At 60.4% G+C, this 18,470-nt stretch carries 13 protein-coding genes; 8 read left to right on the plus strand and 5 right to left on the minus strand.

Annotation, left to right across the window (positions count from 1 at the left end; all coding sequences use genetic code 11):
* Positions 1-2: 2 nt before the first annotated feature.
* Entirely contained in the window at positions 3-3,494 is a 3,492-nt protein-coding gene (locus tag A4R35_RS16590; protein WP_112431283.1) for a WD40 domain-containing protein, read from the minus strand.
* A 379-nt stretch (positions 3,495-3,873) separates the two neighbouring features.
* Between A4R35_RS16590 and A4R35_RS16595 the strand changes: the two genes are divergently transcribed.
* Positions 3,874-4,518 (plus strand): RNA polymerase sigma factor, encoded by a 645-nt coding sequence (locus tag A4R35_RS16595; RefSeq protein ID WP_112431285.1) that lies wholly within the window; start codon positions 3,874-3,876, stop codon positions 4,516-4,518.
* Here the strand turns inward: A4R35_RS16595 and A4R35_RS16600 are convergent.
* Both A4R35_RS16600 and A4R35_RS16605 read right to left on the minus strand, forming a co-directional pair.
* Positions 4,515-5,396, minus strand: coding sequence for a class I SAM-dependent methyltransferase (locus tag A4R35_RS16600; RefSeq protein ID WP_112431287.1), 882 nt, complete (start codon positions 5,394-5,396; stop codon positions 4,515-4,517). The genes A4R35_RS16595 and A4R35_RS16600 overlap by 4 nt on opposite strands.
* A 59-nt stretch (positions 5,397-5,455) precedes the next feature.
* The gene (locus tag A4R35_RS16605; RefSeq protein WP_112431289.1) at positions 5,456-6,463 is read right to left on the minus strand and encodes a GAF domain-containing protein; all 1,008 of its coding nucleotides are present in this window, start codon (positions 6,461-6,463) and stop codon (positions 5,456-5,458) included.
* 302 nt (positions 6,464-6,765) lie between these two features.
* Here A4R35_RS16605 and A4R35_RS16610 point away from each other — a divergent pair, with 302 nt between their 5' ends.
* From A4R35_RS16610 to A4R35_RS16620, 3 genes are all read left to right on the plus strand, one after another.
* Entirely contained in the window at positions 6,766-6,948 is a 183-nt protein-coding gene (locus A4R35_RS16610) for a helix-turn-helix domain-containing protein (protein ID WP_052890794.1), read from the plus strand.
* 532 nt (positions 6,949-7,480) lie between these two features.
* Complete coding sequence (locus tag A4R35_RS16615; RefSeq protein ID WP_112431291.1) at positions 7,481-8,302, plus strand: MBL fold metallo-hydrolase; 822 nt, start codon at positions 7,481-7,483, stop codon at positions 8,300-8,302.
* A gap of 148 nt (positions 8,303-8,450) precedes the next feature.
* Positions 8,451-9,239, plus strand: coding sequence for an enoyl-CoA hydratase-related protein (locus A4R35_RS16620; RefSeq protein ID WP_112431293.1), 789 nt, complete (start codon positions 8,451-8,453; stop codon positions 9,237-9,239).
* 244 nt (positions 9,240-9,483) lie between these two features.
* Here A4R35_RS16620 and A4R35_RS16625 read toward each other — a convergent pair whose 3' ends face one another.
* Entirely contained in the window at positions 9,484-10,974 is a 1,491-nt protein-coding gene (locus A4R35_RS16625; protein WP_189361943.1) for an APC family permease, read from the minus strand.
* A 451-nt stretch (positions 10,975-11,425) separates the two neighbouring features.
* On the minus strand, positions 11,426-12,058 hold the full coding sequence (locus A4R35_RS16630; protein ID WP_189361945.1) for a PadR family transcriptional regulator: 633 nt from the start codon (positions 12,056-12,058) through the stop codon (positions 11,426-11,428).
* A 405-nt stretch (positions 12,059-12,463) separates the two neighbouring features.
* On the opposite strand from A4R35_RS16630, the gene A4R35_RS16635 reads away from it, so the two are divergent.
* From A4R35_RS16635 to A4R35_RS16650, 4 genes are all read left to right on the plus strand, one after another.
* Positions 12,464-12,973, plus strand: a complete 510-nt coding sequence (locus tag A4R35_RS16635) for a hypothetical protein (protein ID WP_112431299.1) — start codon at positions 12,464-12,466, stop codon at positions 12,971-12,973.
* 256 nt (positions 12,974-13,229) lie between these two features.
* The gene (locus A4R35_RS16640; RefSeq protein ID WP_112431301.1) at positions 13,230-14,693 is read left to right on the plus strand and encodes an FHA domain-containing protein; all 1,464 of its coding nucleotides are present in this window, start codon (positions 13,230-13,232) and stop codon (positions 14,691-14,693) included.
* Positions 14,694-15,002: 309 nt separating this feature from the next.
* Positions 15,003-16,748, plus strand: a complete 1,746-nt coding sequence (locus tag A4R35_RS16645; RefSeq protein ID WP_112431303.1) for a Clp protease N-terminal domain-containing protein — start codon at positions 15,003-15,005, stop codon at positions 16,746-16,748.
* Entirely contained in the window at positions 16,745-18,460 is a 1,716-nt protein-coding gene (locus A4R35_RS16650) for a M48 family metallopeptidase (RefSeq protein WP_112431305.1), read from the plus strand. Before A4R35_RS16645 ends, A4R35_RS16650 begins: the two co-directional genes overlap by 4 nt.
* Positions 18,461-18,470 lie beyond the last annotated feature (10 nt).

An 18,470-nucleotide genomic window follows, 5' to 3' on the forward strand; every position in this document is an offset into this window, starting at 1 on the left:
GGTTAGCTGGGCGTGGTCTCCGAGCGGGCCCCTTCAACAGCGCCCAGCGCGAGCAGGGCCTGTTTCTCCAGGGCGCTCAGGCCCTGCACTCCCTCGATGTTCATCCCTTCATAGGGGCGCGGCAGGCTAAGAATGCGCTCCAGGCGCCCGGTTGCGGCCTCCCAGAGGCGGATCTCTCCCTCGTTGCCGCCGCTGGCCAGCAGAGAGCCTGCCTTAGCCGGTGCAAAGCCCAGTGCGCGCACCATATACTCGTGACCACTCCTTAGCACATGGTGCAGCCTGCCATTGCGCTGCCAGAGGCAGAGCCTCAGATCATCGCCGCTACTTGCCAGCCACTGACCATCGCCGCTAAAAGCAAGGCAGCGCACCCGCCCGCGATGGCCCTGGAGACGTTGCGGGCGGGCCTCGCCCTCGATCTCCCAGAGCAGCACCTGGCTATCTTCGGCCCCGCTGGCTAGCAAGCGACCATCGGGGCTGAAAGCCAGCGCGCGCACCGGGCGGCTGTGGCCCGTCAGCGTACGCACGCAGCTGCCGCTATTGACGTCCCAGAGGCGCAAAAGTGTATCGTCGCCCCCGCTGACGAGCAGACAACGGCCCCCCTCGTCTCCCGGCCTGAAGGCCAAAGCCCGAATCCAGCAGCCGGCTCGCAGCTCATGCACCATCTGGCCGCTGGCCAGATCCCACAGGCGCACAATCTCATCCTCGCTGCCGCTGGCCAGCCAGTGGCCGTCAGGGCTGAAGGCCAGACTATGCACCCAGTCGCGATGACCGACGAATTGTCGTTGCGCCTGGCCGTCGGGCATCGACCAGAGCCAGATTACCTCATCCTGTCCACCGCTGGCCAGCCATTGCCCGTCGGGACTGAAAGCCAGACTCAGTGGTTCATGCCGCGACTTGTGGAGTAGTCGCGACAGGTGTCCGCTGCTCCAGTCCCAGATCGCGATTCCTTCCCCCTCATAGGCTGCCGCCAGCCAGCGGCCCACAGGATCAAAAGCCAGCGACCGAATGCGGCGCGTATAGCCGTGCAGGCGTGTCAGCACATGTCTCTTTGCCCAGTCCCATAGACAGATCGTCTGATCATCACCGCCGCTCACCAGCCAGGGCCGCCGGCTCGCAGGGTGGAAGCTGACCGTACGCACGCCATGAGTATGGCCCGCCAGCGTAGCAACCTGCTCTCCCGTCTGCGTCCGCCAGAGGCGAACGGTCGTATCCTCGCTGCCGCTGGCCAGCCACTGGCCATCAGGACTAAAGGCCACCGTCCAGACACGATTCGCATGGCCGCGCAAGATGGCCCGTTCTGCCCCGCTCGTTACCTCCCACAAGCGCACCGTGCCGTCGTCGCTGCCGCTAGCCAGCAACGTTCCAGCCGCCCCAAAAGCCAGCGAACGTACCTGATCGCGATGTCCCTGCAACATATGCAAAGGCTGCTCCCAGCCTGGCAGCTGCCAGATCCGCAGCGTGCCCGCGCCGTCGCCGCTAGCCAGCCACTGGCCATCAGCACTCAACGCGACCGCCCAGATTCGCCCCTGATGCCCCTCCAGCGTGCGCAGGCACTGCCCGGTGTCCAGGTCCCAGAGACGCAAAGTCTGGTCATCGCTGCCGCTGACCAACAGGCGATCGTCGGGACTGAGCGCCAGGGCCCGCACCCGATTAGTATGCCCCTCCAGCACACTCAGACAGCGACCACTCTCCAGGTCCCAGAGACGCAGCGTCCGGTCATCGCTGCCGCTGACCAGCCGTCGCCCGTCATGAGTAAAAGCCAGGGCCCATACTCCATCGGTATGGCCTTCCAGCTGCTGGAGCAAATGCTCGCAATCGCCATCATACAGACGGATCTCGCCGCTCGCCGTCCCCACAGCCAGCCGCTGCCCGTCGGGACGAAAAGCGCTGGCCAGAACATTGGTCAGAGTACTCTGGAAGACCGTCGCCACGAAGCGAGCGAAGGCAAAATTCACCTCCTGCAGGCGTGCTCGTTGCAGATAAGCCTGGCGGATCGTCAGTCTTGAGAAATCAAACTCGCGCAGATCCCACTGGAGGTAGATCAGCAGCTGAAGCACATTGCCAGCAAGATAGCCGCCATGCGGGTAACGCGCCTGCCGCTCTCGTTCGAGCGCCCGCTGGAGCCGCTCCTTAAGAGCCGTCTGGCCCAGCTCGCTGCACACCATCTCGGCCAGCGGCGCCAGGAGCATGCGCACCTGGCTCTCGCGCACATAGGTACGTGCCTGCGCTTTCACAAAAGCAAACTGTTCCCAGGTCAGGAACGTCTCCTGCAAGCAATCCTGACAGGCGCGGCGCACCAGCTCATCCTGGATATATTCCATGATCACCGGTTGCAGCGTAAACTGCCCTTGCTCATGAACCTCGATCAGCGAACGGCGGCGCAACGAATCCAGCGTCTCGATCAGCTCTCGCTGAGCCTCTGGTCGCAGCAGGTCGGCTCGCAACTCTTCCAGGGTAACCGCCTCCTGCTCAATTGCCAGCCACGAGAGTACCTCATGTTCGCGCGGCGCCAAACGCCGGAGCTGCTCCTCCAATACCTCACGAATATCGCCGAAGGCGGCCTGGTTTTCGGCGAGGAAGGCCGCAATCTGGCCAGCGAACAACTCGCGGATCGTCTCCGCCACCAGGCGCAGCGCCAGAGGATTCCCCCCATAGCGGCGCAGCAAACTGGCCACCTCTTCCGCGCTGCCAGAGACGCCCTTTTCCTCAAGAATAGCTCGCCCGGCCTCACCACTGAGACCCTGCAAGGTCAGTGAGCGCACCGGACTGCTCTGGCCCTTCAAACGCTCAACCTCGCGCAACTTCTCACGGCTCGTCACCAGAATCACGCTTTGATGTGCCTCACTGCCCAGGCGCTCTAATAAGCGACCGTAGACCTCGTACTCGGGGCGATAGGCGCCGGCCCGCTGGCCACTTTGCAGGAGGGCATCGAAATTATCGAGCACCAGCAAGCAGCGGCTCTGGCGTAACAGCTCCATCAAGAGCGAGAGCTGCTCCTCCACTGAAGAAGGTGGAGCACTCAGCTGCTGATTGGAAAAGAAGAGCAACCAGTCCTTCAGCACCTGACTCAGCGGCGGTGCACTGCGCAACGAGCACCAGTAGCCGTACTCAATCTCAGCTTCCACCTGCTCAACCAGGCGCGCAACAAGCGTCGTCTTCCCGATGCCCCCCAGGCCACAGACCGCAATCAGGCGGCATTCTGCAAACCACTGGCGCAACGTCTGTAGCTCTTGCGTACGACCAAAGAAGTGGACAGGGGCAGGTTTCGCCCCCCACTGCGTGCGGGGCTGCTCGATAAGCCCTAGCTCTTCAGGACTCTTCTCCAGCACCTCGCACAGCTTACGCAACAGAGCGGGGCGAGGCAGACCATCGCCGGTCTCCCAGCGCTGCACTGTTTTCTTGTCCGAGCCGATGAGCGCGGCGAGATCCTCCTGTGACCAGCCCCGGCGCTGTCGCTCACGCCTGAGCTGCTGATGAAATGTGATTCGAAGCATGGCAAGTTCCCCTCTCGTCTCAAAGCTGGCGGCTTCTCGCTTGTCCCATTGTCAGAGCGCAGCTTCATTTGAGACCTGGCTCCTTCCTCCTCTTCCCCGCCTCCGGCTCGCTACGGATGCCCTCCTCTCTTGCGCGGACCAGTGAGGCGCTCTGTCGCCCTGGTGGTCTCGGAATGTCCGGCCAATGGCCTCTAAGAGGGACTGCAATGTCTCCGGTTTTGGATTTCTCTGCGGCCTTTTTCCAGCTATCTTTTATCTCGGTACAGAAACACATTCAATACATCTTGATAGAGAAAAGAGGTGTATTGATCGAAATTCTCTTTAGTTATACAGGAGAGCGAGTAGCCCTCACTCTTGCTTGCCGGGAGGAGAAGGACAGATGGGCAGTCCACACCCGTTGGCTCTGAACTGGGAAGAACTCTATGCTCGACTGCGTCGTCTGGTACGGCGGCTGATTGCGCGCTATAGCGTCGCGGCCTGGCGCGGTCAAGAAGAAGATCTGGTCGAAGACATCGTCCAGGAGAGTGTCAGGCGCTTCATCGAGCGTCAGCCACGTGTTGAGCGTGGAGAGATCGAACCTGTGCGGTCGCCGGAGCATCTGCTGTTCACCATTGCCTGCAACTGTTGCCTGGACCTCTATCGGCGCGAGCGACGCCTGATTCACACAGGTGGGGAGTATTTGCCTGTGCTCAGAGGGATGGAGGCAGGGGAAGCGACAGAGCAGGCCCTGGAAAGAGTTTATCAGCAAGAGCTGTTTACCATTGTGGCTCGCGAAGTAGAGCACTTCCCCCAGGGGCAGAGGCGGGCCCTGCTTATCGACCTGGCTGAATTGATGAGCTTTGATGAGGAGCCGACAGCGCTCCAGAATGCCTTTCTGGAGCAGGGCATCGATCTCAGCCACTATCGTGACTGGCCGGAGGACCGGCGGCAACATGAACAGCGCGTTGCACTGCGCAACCACGCCTATCGGCGTCTGGCGCGATTGCCCAGTATCCGTGCCTATATTGCGGGCCATGAGCACTAGCTCCGCGGCTTATAACCCCAGACCGTCAAAAAGAACTGCAGGCCGCAGAAGCTCTCATCCGCTGCCTCGGCGCGCGCCTGTTCATAGAGGCGATTGAAGGCCTCATGGCTCAAGCCGACCACCTTCAGATAGAACGGTTCGAGCAGCTTAAGAGAGACAAGGCCATTCTGATACCAATCCTCGTAGCGAGGCGTGCCGGCGGAAATGCTCTCGGCATAGGCGCGCATCTGGATCGAGACACAGCCGGCCTCGCGTAGCAAGCGCTCCAGCATGGGCAACACATCGAGGTGGTGCCGTGTCTCCGAGAAGGTATAGCCAGCGCGTGTCAGTCCGAGGGCCAGCAAGAGAGACAGCTCCTCGCAAGCCGGTTTATTGCAGATCGGCAGATCTGCCTCTGTCAGACGGATAATGCCGCCGGGGCGGCAAATGCGCATGCACTCCTGTAGAAAAGCGGGCCATGAGCGGGCCGGCATGAACGTTGAGATGAAGCGAGCATTGATTAAATCAAAGCTCTCGTCCTTAAAAGCCAGCGGCTTTAAGGCATCCATGACCTGGAAAGAGACGTTGGGCAACTGCTGAGTCGCGGCCAGTGTGCGAGCGAACTCGATCATCCGCTGACTGATATCGATACCGACCACACGTAGATGGCGATAGGTCTCAGCCAGCTCCAAAGCCCAGCCACCAGGGCCGCAGGCCACATCAAGCACATCCTGCAGGCCCGAGACATCTGTCAGCTCCGGCAGGGGGCCGCCCATAGCCCGGCTTGCCAGCTGGCCATGATGCAGCAGGCGAGCCAGCTCAGCCGTATTTTCCGCGTCGATAATATAGGTGCCGCTGCTGTTCAAGAGGGTCTCAACCTGCTGGAGACCGGTCAACATAGCCCATGCGATCCTTTCTTTTCTTCCCTGGAGCGTGGCATGCGCTGAGCTGACTGTGCTCACTCAGGGGCCTGCTCCGTCGGCGACTGCACAGGAGTGGCCAAGAACGCCGCCATCACCTGCTCCTCAGCCTCGCGACGTGTCAACGGCTGGCCCCGTCGCTCGGCCTGACTCAGCAGTTCATTCACGCGTTGATTGAAGGTTGCCATATAGGCATTCTGGACAGATTCAGAGGGCATCAGGCGCAGCTCAATGTCTTTGATATCATAGAACTCATCATCACGAAAAGCCAGGCTCAGCAGATAGGCGTAGTTTTGGATGAGCGCCTGCCGTCCGTGCAAGAAGTAGTCGCGCTGCGTACTGATGATCAGTAAGGCACCGGCCACCTGGCCCGCGCGCTGCAGGGGGTAAGCGGCGGCACTGCGGGCCTCGCTGACTAGAGCCTGGGGAATGACAAAGTCGGAGGCCTCCTGCAGATTCTGCACCACGATCGGGCGGCATTGGATGACTGCGTAGCCGACCAGCGACTCGGCCCCCAGAAAGTAGCCACGGCGGGCGATGCTTGTCAGGGCCTGACTCTTCTCCAGAAAGACCTCCCGGAGACAGGTCACCTTCTGCTGGGGAGGAAGCGGACGTTGACACTGGGCAATGCTGGCGGCAATACCGATATGCTGCGGATCGAGCTGGCGAATCAGCTGCTGCATCACCAGGTTCATAATCGTCCAGGAGCGCAGGCTCTCCACGACCGTCGCGTGGGCTTCGAGGATACGCGCATAGAGCACCGGCGGTACATCCTTCACCACCGGGTCGATGAAAACCGAGCCGGGGTCATCCTCCAGCGCGTCCGGGAACTCCTGGCGGATCAGCTGGATCAGCTGCTCGCGATGGGGCGGTAGCGCCTCAACCAGGCGATTGAGCAGCGAGCGTGGCCGCGGAGACGATTCGTGCGTCGCCCAGCGGGTGAGCGTGACCGGGTCAACGCCCATTTCGTTGGCTATGCGCTGTTTCTCTTTGGTATCCCGAATAACAGCAGCGAGGAACTCGCGCCAGGTTCTGGGTTCTTGCATGGCTTCTGCCCCATTTTAGAGAGACTGCCATCCAATTATAGCCTACTCTCCCCCGCCTTGTCGATCCTGTCCACTCTCCGCGAGTGAATTATGTGACTTCTGTACAGAAATTTCTCCCTACAGACTATGCAATTGGTATTGACAATTGTAAATGGGGAATGGTATATTCAGCAAAGCAGGAAGTGCCTGCAAGAGTAGCACCCCTGCCGATACCAGAAGAGGGGTACGCTGTGCCCGAGGGGGTAAGGGGGAGAGAAGCTCTCGGGCACCCGGCACGACATTCTACAAAGAAAGGACAGATCATGGAGGAACTACTGACCATTAGCGAGGTTGCCAGAGTCTTGCGCGTTGATGCGACTACCGTGCGCCGTTGGGTAAAACATGGTGTCCTTGATGCTGTGTTGCTGCCCCATAAGGGTCGTCGCCACTGCTATCGCATCAAGCGAACTACGCTCAATAAGGTCATGAACTCGACCAACGTGTAGCGCAAGCCCTGGTGTCTGGCCGGTGCTGCACGACCGGCGGCCTCTGCCCTCTCGTTGCTGCCAGGGCCGCGGTAGTGCCAGCGCGGTGCTCACAGCACGCACATGTGATTACGAGATTCTCGCTCGCCGGCGCGCGAGCGTGTAATCAGGGCGGGGCCAGCGATCCTCTGCCTGCAGTGCCTGCAGCTGATCGCTGGTTATCGCCCTGGCTAATTTTTAGAGTGGAATAACATTGCATCTCACTGAAGCATAATCCCACTGCAAAACTCCCTTTTCCCTGCTGTGCTGTCGCCGCCCGTTGCCTCTCCCCAGGTCCCTGCCCTGCCTGGAAGTCCAGCTCCACGGGTGATATGATGTTGCTGGCCAGGTGACCAGGTACACCAGGCACACGCCCCGCAGTTTGGGCTGTATCCATGCCTGGCCTGCGCCAGTGGGGAAGCAGTGCCTGTCTGGTTGCCCCCGGGAAGTTGTTAGTGTTGGTGGCCCATCTTGTTGACCACCGGCCCGGCTGGTTCGAGGAGGCACGAGAGCCATGGAGCTTTGGATCTGTGTCACCTGTGGTACCCAGTTCGCTCCCAGTGAGGAGCCACCCCCTGAGTGCCCCATCTGTCTTGATCAGCGACAATACGTGGGCCATGAGGGCCAGCGCTGGACGACCCTGGCTGAGCTGCGGGCCAGCGGCCTGCGTAACGTTTTTAAGGAGCATGAGCCGCGCCTGATCGGCATTGGCAGCGAGCCAGCTTTTGCCATTGGTCAGCGCGCCTTGCTGGTGCAGAGCACCGAAGGCAATCTTCTCTGGGACTGCATTTCCTTCCTTGATGAGGAGACGGTTGAGCGGGTTCAGGCTCTTGGCGGTTTACGGGCCATTGCTATCTCGCATCCGCACTACTATAGCAGTATGGTGGAGTGGGCCGAGCGCTTCTCGGTTCCTGTCTACCTGCATGCCGCCGACCAACGCTGGGTGATGCGTCCCTCCGTGCGTCTGCTCTTCTGGTCGGGGGAGCGGCTTGATCTGTTCGGCGGGCTGACGCTCATACGCCTGGGAGGCCATTTCCCTGGGGGCACGGTCCTCTACTGGCCTGATGGGGCCGAGGGTCGGGGGGCGCTGCTCAGTGGCGATATCATCCAGGTGGTGGCCGACCGACGCTGGGTCAGCTTTATGTACAGCTACCCCAATCTGATTCCGCTGCCTGCTTTCGAGGTGGAGCGTATCCGCGCCGCCATTGCCCCGTATCGCTTCGAGCGCCTCTACGGGGCCTGGTTTGAGCGCGTGGTCTTGTCCGAGGCCCACGCGGCAGTCATGCGCTCGGCTGAGCGTTATGTGCAGGCGCTGGCAGGCCAGTTGCCGGCCTGAGTCGCACGGGCGAGCGAGCGGCTCTGCACTCTACTTTCTGCTGATCCTTTACCTGCTCGCTCCGGCGCCGTGCAGATGAGGGCTGCATTGTCGTTGACAATTGTCACTTCTGTCAATGGGAGCCAGTGCGACGAAAGGAGTCTGTACCATGCAGTATGAACTGGTCGAGGTACGTTATGAGGGCGACTATGCCACCATCACGCTGAATCATCCTCAGCGGCGCAATGCTCTCTCGCTCAAGATGATGGAGGAGCTGACAGCGGCCTTTAATGAGGTGGGGGAGAGTCCTGTGCTGGGGGTGATCCTGGCCGCCAATGGTCCGGCCTTCAGCGCCGGCCATGACTTCGCCGACATGGTAGGTCAGGACCTGGTGGCGATGCGCCGCCTCTTGCAGGTCTGTACTCACTTGATGAATACGATTCAGGCCATTCCTCAACCCGTGCTGGCCCGCGTACATGCCATTGCGACCGCCGCAGGCTGCCAGCTTGTGGCCACCTGCGATCTGGCGGTGGCCTCGACCGAGGCGAAGTTTGCCACCCCAGGCGGAAAAGGGGGCTGGTTCTGCACCACACCTATGGTGGCGGTCAGTCGCAATATTGGACGCAAGCGCGCCCTGGAGATGCTGCTGACCGGCGAGCCGATCGATGCTCAGACAGCATATGAGTGGGGGCTGGTGAATCGGGTGGTGCCGCCCGAGTGCCTGGTGGAGGAGGCCCAGCGCTTGTTAGAGGCGGCGACGCGCGGCAGCTTTATCTCTAAGGGCCTGGGCAAGCAGGCTTTCTATGCGCAGATTGATCTGCCGCAACCCCAGGCTTATGCCTACGCGCTGGAGGTGATGGCAGCAAGCTCACAGCTGCCCGATGCTCAGGAAGGGATGCGAGCCTTTCTGGAGAAGCGGCCTCCGCGCTTTCAGCGTCCTGGTGAGCGCTCCGAATAAGCGCCTGGAGCCTGCTCTGCCTCGATGAGCCGTGCTGCGTGTCGCCAGTCTGGCCTCTCCTTCCCATTCAGCGCAACGGCCCTTGTCTGCGAGGAGGCGCCCGGCCTCTCGCTCCGTATGGCCGGGCGAAGGGCAGCGAAGCAGAACGGCGGGAGAAATAGGCGCCTGACCACCCAGGCTGGCAAAATGGCCAGACAGGTCAGGTGATCGGGCGCCTGTGAACGGCAGGACAGGGCTGCCCGATCTAGGGCCCGGTCATCCTCATGCGCTGCCAGCTTGTCTGACTGCTCGCGTAGAGGCTGCCTATGAGGGCGGCAACGAGCATGATACTCGTCAGGGCGATGACACTGTATTGCCAGTGGGCATTGTCGAGCTGCTGGGGAATCCAGGAGACCAGCAGTGAGGAGACGACCGAGACGAGCGAGGCAAGCGGGCCGATGACAATGGCTGGCCAGAGCAGCCAGCGTGGCATAATCAATCTGGACTCCACCTGCTCCCGCTGTTTCAGGAGCAGGTGCGCAAGGTCGATATAGATGAAGACCAGGATTGTCTGCCAGACTGTTCCCACCGAAGCGATGCTGACGTTGTAGAAGATCAGCGAGAAATTGCGGGCGTCGGCAAAGAAGAGGATATAGGGGATGGCCAGAAAGATCAGCAAGGCCAGCAGCGCTGCGATCGTCGTCTGGAGAGCAATGGCGCTGGTTGGCACACGCTCGCGGTTGAGCTGCCCGAGGCGCCCAGGCAGGCGCTGGTCGATGCTTCCCACTAAGAGCACGCGGGCGAACGAGTAATTGTAAGCCGTAGCGGCCATTAAGTAAGCAAAGAGCAGGGCCACCACGGTAATGTTGCCGGCCACCTTCCCTAGAACGCTGTCCACCACTGAGATCAGGGCGAACGGATTGGAGGTTGCCGCGGCTCCCTGCACAAGCAAGAGGGTCAGAGTGCTGGCCAGATAGCCGAAGAGCACAACCAGGGTGCTCCAGCGCAGATAGCCCGGAATGGCCTCGTGCTCGTAGATTTCCCCCCCCATATTCAGAGGCATAGCGGCCCCTCCATAGGCTCCACAGATCAGGCCGAAGAGACTCAGGCGCTCTAGCGTGGGGGTCCAGTCGGAAAAGGTGCGGAAGCTGGTAGCTGGTTGGTGACCGCGCAACGGCCAGATGGCCCCAGCACCGCTGATGAGAACGATGCTGAGCAAGCTGGCACAGAAGCCGACATTGACCAGGTGTTGCGCGGTACGCAGGCGGCGACTGGCGAGCAAGCCCGACAGTAAGATCAGAGCCAGAATCGCTAGCCCTTGTTGCCAGGGCTCGGTCAACCAGCTGTGGTTCAGCCCCTGGAGATAGCTGATCATCGTAGCGGCGGAAGTCACGATGAGCAGAGGACCGGGTAACCACCAGCAGAAGCCGATGAGAAAGCTCCAATAGCGACCGAGGGCATGGTGGGTCCAGTTATAAAGGCTGCCATCGTGTGGAAACAGCACGCCGAGTTGAGCAGAGACGATCACGGACGGCAGGAAGTAGAAGACGCCTCCAAGTAGCCAGAGAAGCAAGGACGCCGCACCGCTGCTGGCGGCGGTGGTTGAGTTTGTCAGATACAGCATGCCCAAAACGCAGACCGCTGTGAGATCAAAGGTCCCTAGCACAGGCGGCATGGCCTTGGGTACGTAGCTTTCCGAGGGAAGCTCCTGTTCTGCTTCTCCTGCTGACTCGAGGGTGACTGTTGATGGTCTCATTGATGCTCCTTTGTGCCTTGCGAACCTGATAGTGCGGGAAGGCTCAGACTGCTCCAAAGACCTTTGCTGGGCTCGAACAGGGTGCGCGTGGCTGGTGCTGGTCTTGTGACAGCTTGCTCTGGCTTCCCCTGCTTCTCTTCGTCCGGTCTTGTATGCGTGTGCCTCACATGCAGGCATTCACCTGACACACGATGCTCATCGTGGTTCACATGGCATAGGGACTGGGAAAGCTCTACAAGAGAGACCGTGACCAGGACCTATATCTCTCATGGCACCTCTCGCCTGGCTCAGTCCTGTTCCTGCCTTAGGAGGGCCCGAAATGTGCAGGATGCGAGATTCCTCTCCAAGGATAACACAGGTTCGTTGCTGGCTACCAGGGAGGAGAGGAAAGTAGCCTTATTGGGGGACAGGCTCTCGTGTAAGAGGTAGCTGTTTGGAGATAGTGATCGGACTAGCCGTGATCTGACAGGCGTTGCTTCAGGTGTGCAATAGCGCGCTCGGTGACCTCCAGGCCGGCGCGCAAAACTGCCTCTTTGTACTCACGCACGAGCATCTGATACTCTAGCAGGCGAGGGCGGCGTGTAGGCCGGTTGGCATATTGTTGACGCGCCCATTCCATGTGCTGCAGTTGCCGGAGCAGGCTTTCACGATGTTGGAGAAGATGCTGAAGGGCCGTGGCGTCGGAGGTCTCGCCGCAGAAAAAGAGCTTGGTCAGAAATTCGTCCTTGGTGAAGCGCTCGGGGATCGGCTCACTAAGCCAGCGATCTAGCTCGGCCTGTCCCCGTGGCGTCAGGCGGTAGAGTTTGCGATTGGGGCGGCTCTTCTGCTCAATGACCTCAACCTCGACCAGACCTTCGTGTCTGAGGCTTTTGAGCGTCGTATAAATCTGACTGCTGCCCGCGTTCCAGTAACTGGCAATGGCTCGATCGAAAGCCTGTTTGATGTCGTAGCCTGTCATGGGCCGCGTACCGAGCAATCCCAGGATAATGTAGCGGAGGGTATTGCGCGAAGCGAGCGAACTGGGGGGAACCTCCTCTTCCCCTTCCTCTTCTTCATAAGCCGAGTGGGATAGTCCTTCAACCATAGGGCCTCTTCTCTTCTCTTCTCTTCTCCAGCTAAGCTGATGATATGGCTCTGGCCTCACTGCCAGAGCAAGCAAGCAAGCAAATAAGTAGGGCAATGTGCTGGCAATGGTGGCGGCCAGGGACCGCCGTGGGAAGCCATCGCATTTTACTATTATAGCATTGTTCACAGCGTCAGACAGAAGAGAAGGCGGGGAAGCAGGCGGCACTCCCTCGGGGGTTCGGAACCCAGCCCAGATCATGGTCAAATTTTTAACCTCTCTTTCTTCGAGTCGTATATCTTTACGAAGCAAGCAAACCTTCCGCTTGGTGGAAAGGAAGTGCCGGCGGGAGCTGGCGGCGATTCCGTGGCAGGGACCTCATCCAGGGAAGCAGCTAGGCTGAGACAAAGCAGAATAGGAGAGTATATGAGTACCCGTTTCTACAACACTGGAGATATCGATCTGGAGCGTCTGGCCCATGATCTGGAGAGTATCTTGCAGGCGAAGGGCTATCAGACGCAGCAATTTGGCAACAGCGATCACAAAGTGGTACAGTTGAGAAAGGGAGGCGACTTTGAGCGGCTCCTGGGCTTACAGGCCGCGCTGGCCGTGGTGATCCAACGCACGGCTGGGGGGATCTCTGTTACCACGGGTCAGCAGCAGTGGGCCGAGAAGGCGGTGGTGGGAGTGGCTGGCATGGCCATTCCACCGCTATGGCCTTTGCTCTTTACAGCGGGCATTGGGGCCGTGCGCCAGGCGGCGCTGAGCAATGAAGTGCTCTGGATTGTCGACGGTCTGATTCGGCAGCAGCAGCCGGGGGTGCAGAGCTGGCCACCTGCGCCTGGTTTTGGCTTCCCTGGCTGGCAGCCGCCACAGCCTCCTCCTGCGCCGTCTGGACCGCAGTCGCCTCCTCCGCCCGCAGAGCCTGCTCAGTAGACAGGAGGAGGCTCTGCGAAGCTGATAGTGTTGGCATACCTTCTGTCGAATCGCTCCAGATCTACCTGCTGGTGAGTTAGGTGAGGCCGCGCCGTTGCTAGAGCCGGTGGGGTACGGCGCGGCCCTCCCTTGCTCTGGTTGGGCCTGTGCCCTGTGCTGCTACTCTCTGGCAGTGAGGTGCGAGGAGGGCAGCGGTTACTGCTGAACCGACAGGGCAAGTAAGAAGCGCCTCGCTACCGCAGAAGAGGAGAGACCAATGGATGCCCGATTTTATACATCGCAAGAAATCGATATACCGCGTCTGGCTACCGACCTGGAAAATGTCTATCGCGCCAGGGGGTATCAGACGCAGCAGTTTAGTAATCCCGATCAGGCGCTGGTGCAGTTGAAGAAGGGAGGCGACTTCGAAGCGGTGCTCGGGATGCAGGCCGCTCTCTCGGTGACGCTGCAACGGGTCTCGGGGGGAGTGCTGGCGATGATCGGCCAGCAGCGCTGGATGGATAAAGCGGCGGTGGGGACGATTGGCGCCGTGGGGGCGATGGTGATCCCTGTGCTGCTGCCACTGGCTATTACGGCTGGTGTTGGGGCCGTGCGCCAGGCGAGCCTGGCCAATGAGGTGCTCAATATCGTTGATGGCCTGGTGCGTCAGCAGCGTCCCGAGGTGCAGATTGGTCCCATCCCACCCTCTCTTCTGCCGCAGGTTCAGCAGCAGTGGGGAGGGCCAGCGATGTCGACAGGTCCCTATGGAGCGGTGCCGACGCCGCCACCGGGTTCGCCGTCCTATGTGCCGCCCTACGTTCCGCCCGCGCCAGCTCAGGCGGCCCCTGTGGCGCCCGTGGCCAGGCCCGGCGCCGGTCTGCGCTGTCCCCAGTGCAATACACCCTATGAGCCGGGCGATACCTTCTGCTCGGGCTGCGGGCGAGCGCTCAAGCAGCTCTGTCCCAATTGCAAGACGGAGCTAAAGCCTAATGCGGCCTTCTGCCCGAAGTGTGGAGCTTCCACCTTCCAGCCCCAGGGTCCAGGAGCGCGGAGCGCCCAGCCGCCTGCTCAGCCGGCTCCGTCTCCAGCACCGGCGAAGCCGCCAGCCGCCCCTCCTCCTGCATCGCCAGCGAAGCCGCCGATCCAGCCCTACGCTTCCCAGGTACCGGCCCAGCCTCCGGTGATTCCAAAGCCAACGGTGACCTTTATCCCCGGGCCTGGTACCCAGGGAGGAAGTACGAAGGCTGGCGCCGACTCTAATGCCGAGCCGACCATTGCGGCCTCTACTATGCCCGCCAGTCAGATACCGGCCTATCAGCCGCCAGCACCAGCGGCCCCTGCTGCTCCTGTGCCGCCGCCACCAGGCCCTCCCCAGCCGATCAAGGCTCGTCCGGCCAGTGAGCCACGCCCCGATCCCAACGCTCCCTGGGGACGGCTGATCTTTAGCGATGGCCGCGAAGTCGTTCTGACTGGTGAGCGCCTGGTTGTAGGACGCTATGATCACGATCTGGGTGGCTTGAAGCCTGATATCGATCTGAGTCCTATGGAGCATGCCGATACGGTCTCACGCGTTCATGCGCTTTTGGAGCATATCGGCAGCACCTTTACGCTAACGGACCTGAACAGTACGAATGCTACCCGCGTCAATGGGCGCCGTCTGGAGCCGGATAAGGCCACTCCTCTCAACGATGGCGACTCGCTTCACTTCGGTAAGGTCAACTGCACTTTTCACAGGCTCTAAGAGCATTCATGGCTGCTTCTCCCCGGTCTGGTCTGCCTGACTGGCAGGCGTACCGGGGAGAGCCGCGCAGGCCGGACACTGGCGCTCTCCGACGGCTCTCCCCCGCCGCAAACTATCTCTCACCTCGTGTAGGAGCTTCTCCTAAAAGGTCCCCTGATCTGCTCTTTTGGTGGCAGTAATCTCTTTCGTCTGAACTTGAGATGTGCATCTCTCCTCGTCTTACCTCATACAAGCCTCTTGCCAGGAGAGAAATACCGTCTATAATAGATGTACATCTACAGATTTTGCAAAGAGTGAGAGAAGGGGACAATGCAGCAGAAGTCAGAAAGAGGCAATGACTGGGGGGCAAGGCGGATTCCCGCGTTTGGACGCTATAGCTATCGGGCCAAGGCGACCCTGGCTGCTGCGACGTATCATGCATTAAGAGCGGGAAGAGTATGGCTTGATGGCCACGACCTGCTCTTGAGCTTGCTCGACGAGCCGGGGGAGGTGATTGGAAGCCTGCTCCTGCGGTTGGGAGTGGATCGCGCCCGTCTGGCACAAGTGCTGGGCCAGGGCCAGCAAGCGGAGGCGAGCATGTGGGAGGTCGACCAGATTCATGAAGGGCTTACTCCTCTAGCGCGGCAGATCCTGAGAGCCGCTGTGGCGGAGGCTGATTCGCTCCAGCACACGCGAATTGAACCGGGCCATCTCTTCCTTGGCGTCCTGGCCTGCCGCCTCAATCCGTTGATGAGCGTCCTGCCAGCTCCAGAGGTAGCCCTCAGTCTGGCGCGCGCCCAGGTCTGGGCCACCCTGCAGCCAGCGGCCACGACTGGCCAGCTCGCTGGGCAGAGCGTTGAGCCTGAGCTGGTGCTCCTGGACCTGGAGCGCCAGGTCCAGCTCAAGATAGAGCTACAGCAGGCGAGCGGACACCTGCTCCTGTGGAGATTGCTGATAGGAGCGCTGTCGGTTTTCGGGCTACTTATTCTCAATAGCAACAATGCTTTAGGGGTGCCTCTGCCCTTCGATCTGTCCAACTGGTTCGCTGCGCTAGAGCGCGGCGGGCCTTTGGCCTGGCAGCCTCTCCCTGGTTGGCAGCCGCTGTTTTCGGTGACCGTGCTGCTAGGGGTCTGGCTCCTGCTGGTTGTGTTGACCCTCCTGCTAGTTATGCTCGCTAGCTTCCAAACACTGACCATTGAGGGCATCCTCGGGCAGCGGCGAGATCTCTTCTGGCGCGCTTGGGGGCAGGCTGTCCTTGCCTGGACGGGCGTCTATCTGGTAGGGGTCATCCTGGCCTCACTGCTCAAAGCGCTGCTGCCATTCTGGTGGTGGCTGCTGCTCTGGCTGCTTTTTGTCTGCTTCAATCTGGGACAGGCTGCCTGGGGCAAGCGACCTTTCCCCTGGAACGGTTGGCCCGTTCAGCAGTGGCCGTCAGGTGAGGTCGTTCAGCGCTGTGCTGATCTGCTAGCACGCCGGCAGCTACGAGCGCGCTTCTGCGTCTTGGGCTCATCAGTGCTGCTCCCTGCGGCTATCCTCCTGGCCACGGGGTGGGCCGGACGTCTGACCATCTATCTTTCGGAGACGTTGCTGCAGGCCTTCCCTCCCGAGGAGGTCGAGATCCTGCTGGCCATAGCAGTAGCACCCTACACTGCGCGTGGCCTGGCCCTGCGCCGCCCCTTACTCTTTTCCCTGCATTGGCTACCGTTGCTGGCGGTCGTTGGCCTGGTAGGCTGGTTTCTCGCTCCTGGTCCGCTGGGCGTTGAGCTTCTCCAGTTGTTCTCTCTCCCGGGTTGCTTCCTGGCGCTTGGTGTAGGTTTACTCTGTCTTCTGACTTACCGCCTGCTGCGGATCGGGGGTACGTATGCCTGTGACAGGCAGGCCCTTCAACTAACGGGTAATGTCCTGGCCTTTAAAAATGCCCTTGTCCGGTTAATCAATATCAATGGCCAGTTAGCCAGTGGCGCTCTCTTTACTCCCTTCCTGGAGCGCCTCAAGAGAGCCGATCTGTTCCTCATCCAGCAAGGTTACCAGGGGAGGCAAGCAGTTGCCTTCTCGGTGGAAAGAGAAGAGAGGTGAGCCATCTGAGCACCATGCATATGGAGCAGTACATCCCCGGCTATGAGCGCTATAGTTATAGAGCGAAGGAGGTGCTGGTAAGAGCTTGCAAGATGGAGTTGCAAGCAGGACGGTCCTGGCTGACGGGACCTGGCCTTCTGGCTGGGCTGTTAGCCGATTCCCAGGGAGAGGTGGGCGCCTCGTTGGTCCAACTGGGGATCGATCTTGATGCCCTGCGCCAGCATCTGCTAGAAGTCCTTTTCTACAGTATCGGGCTTGACAAAGAGGTTGGTGTCGAAGGCGGGATCAGTGAAACGGCGCGTCACGCTCTGGCGGCAGCCGCCACTGAAGCCGGGTTTCTCGATCATGAAAAGATTGAGGAGCTGCATCTGTTGCTAGGGTTAATTGTGTGCCAACTCCCCCCGCTCTCTTACTACCTGGCGGGGCCCGATGCTGTGGAGCGAGCGCGCCAGCTTATCCGGCAGAGACTGGCGATCCTCTTCCAGCACGAAGCGGGGGCTGATCAGCATAAACAGCCTGAGCCGGAGGTCGTCCTCATAGACATGGCGCATCAGCAGAAAGCCTTGGCCGTCCAGCGCTCCCTCAGCAGCCAAATAAGGCTCTGGCTGGCCAGCATCGGGTGCTTATTACTGGCCTTCGTCTGGCTCCGTCCCCTGCACTTGATCTCGATACAGGTATCTTTCTCCTGGTTAGGCGGCGGCTCGTTGCTGGCTTATCTGGCCTGGCGTCTCTTAGGTACCCTGGCGGTCTTTCTGGGCATATGGCTTCTCGTCAGCCTGCTAGTCTTGGTCCCGCTGCATCTTCTGCTGCTCCAGCAGATCAGGGCCTTCGATCTCCTGCGTTCTTCGCCAAAGGGCTGGCTTCGCTTCCAGTGTGCTCGCTGGCTGGGCCTGACGCTGGCTTGGACTCTGCTTGTAGGACTGGCCTCCTTACTGCAGGTGGCCAGTCCGGCCTGGTGGTGGCTACCTGTTTGGCTGCTTATCGCCGCCTGTTACCTTCTCTCGTGCTTCTGGGCAGGCAAACCGGCTGGGCTGTTGCCCGGAGCCTACTATCCCCTGCCTCCGGGTGAAATTCAGCGGCGCTGCTCCAATCTCTTGCAGCGCCAGAAGCTCAGGCTGGAGGGCATTTACGTCTATGAGACTGAGAAGCAACTGGCTATAGCCAACGCTTATGCCACCGGCTGGGGGCCAAAACGCCGCATCTGGCTGACGGATAGCCTGCTCAAACGCTTCCAGCCCGATGAGATAGAGGTGATCGTTGCTCATGAGTTTGCTCATCATCTTCATGGCGACCTGCTATGGCGTCTTGCCCTCAGCCTCCTCTTATACCTGGCCTGGCTGCTCTTCTGGCAACTCATGATTGTCTCTCAATTCCCCTTGAGCAGCGAGCCTGGTCTGGCTGCGCTGATCATGGCGCTTTTTGCTTTCTGGCTGTACTACAGACTTCTTCTTAATTCCATCGTCTATCGTCAGGAGATGCGTGCGGACAGATTCGCTCTGGAGCAAACTGGGGATATGCGAGCCTACCAGAGGGCGATGATTCGCCTGGCAAACCTCACTCCCGGGCGTGCGCTGGGGGGGCGGACGGAACGACCCAGGAACCGCGGTTACCCGTCCTTAGTGAAACGCCTGGACCAGATCGATCTTCTCAGGCTTCAGCGGCAAGAGCAGGCTGCTGGGGCTGACTTGCCCTGGCAGGAGTCTGTGGGTTAAGATAAAGCGG

This window comes from Thermogemmatispora tikiterensis (assembly GCF_003268475.1).
Taxonomy (GTDB): Bacteria; Chloroflexota; Ktedonobacteria; order Ktedonobacterales; family Ktedonobacteraceae; genus Thermogemmatispora; species Thermogemmatispora tikiterensis.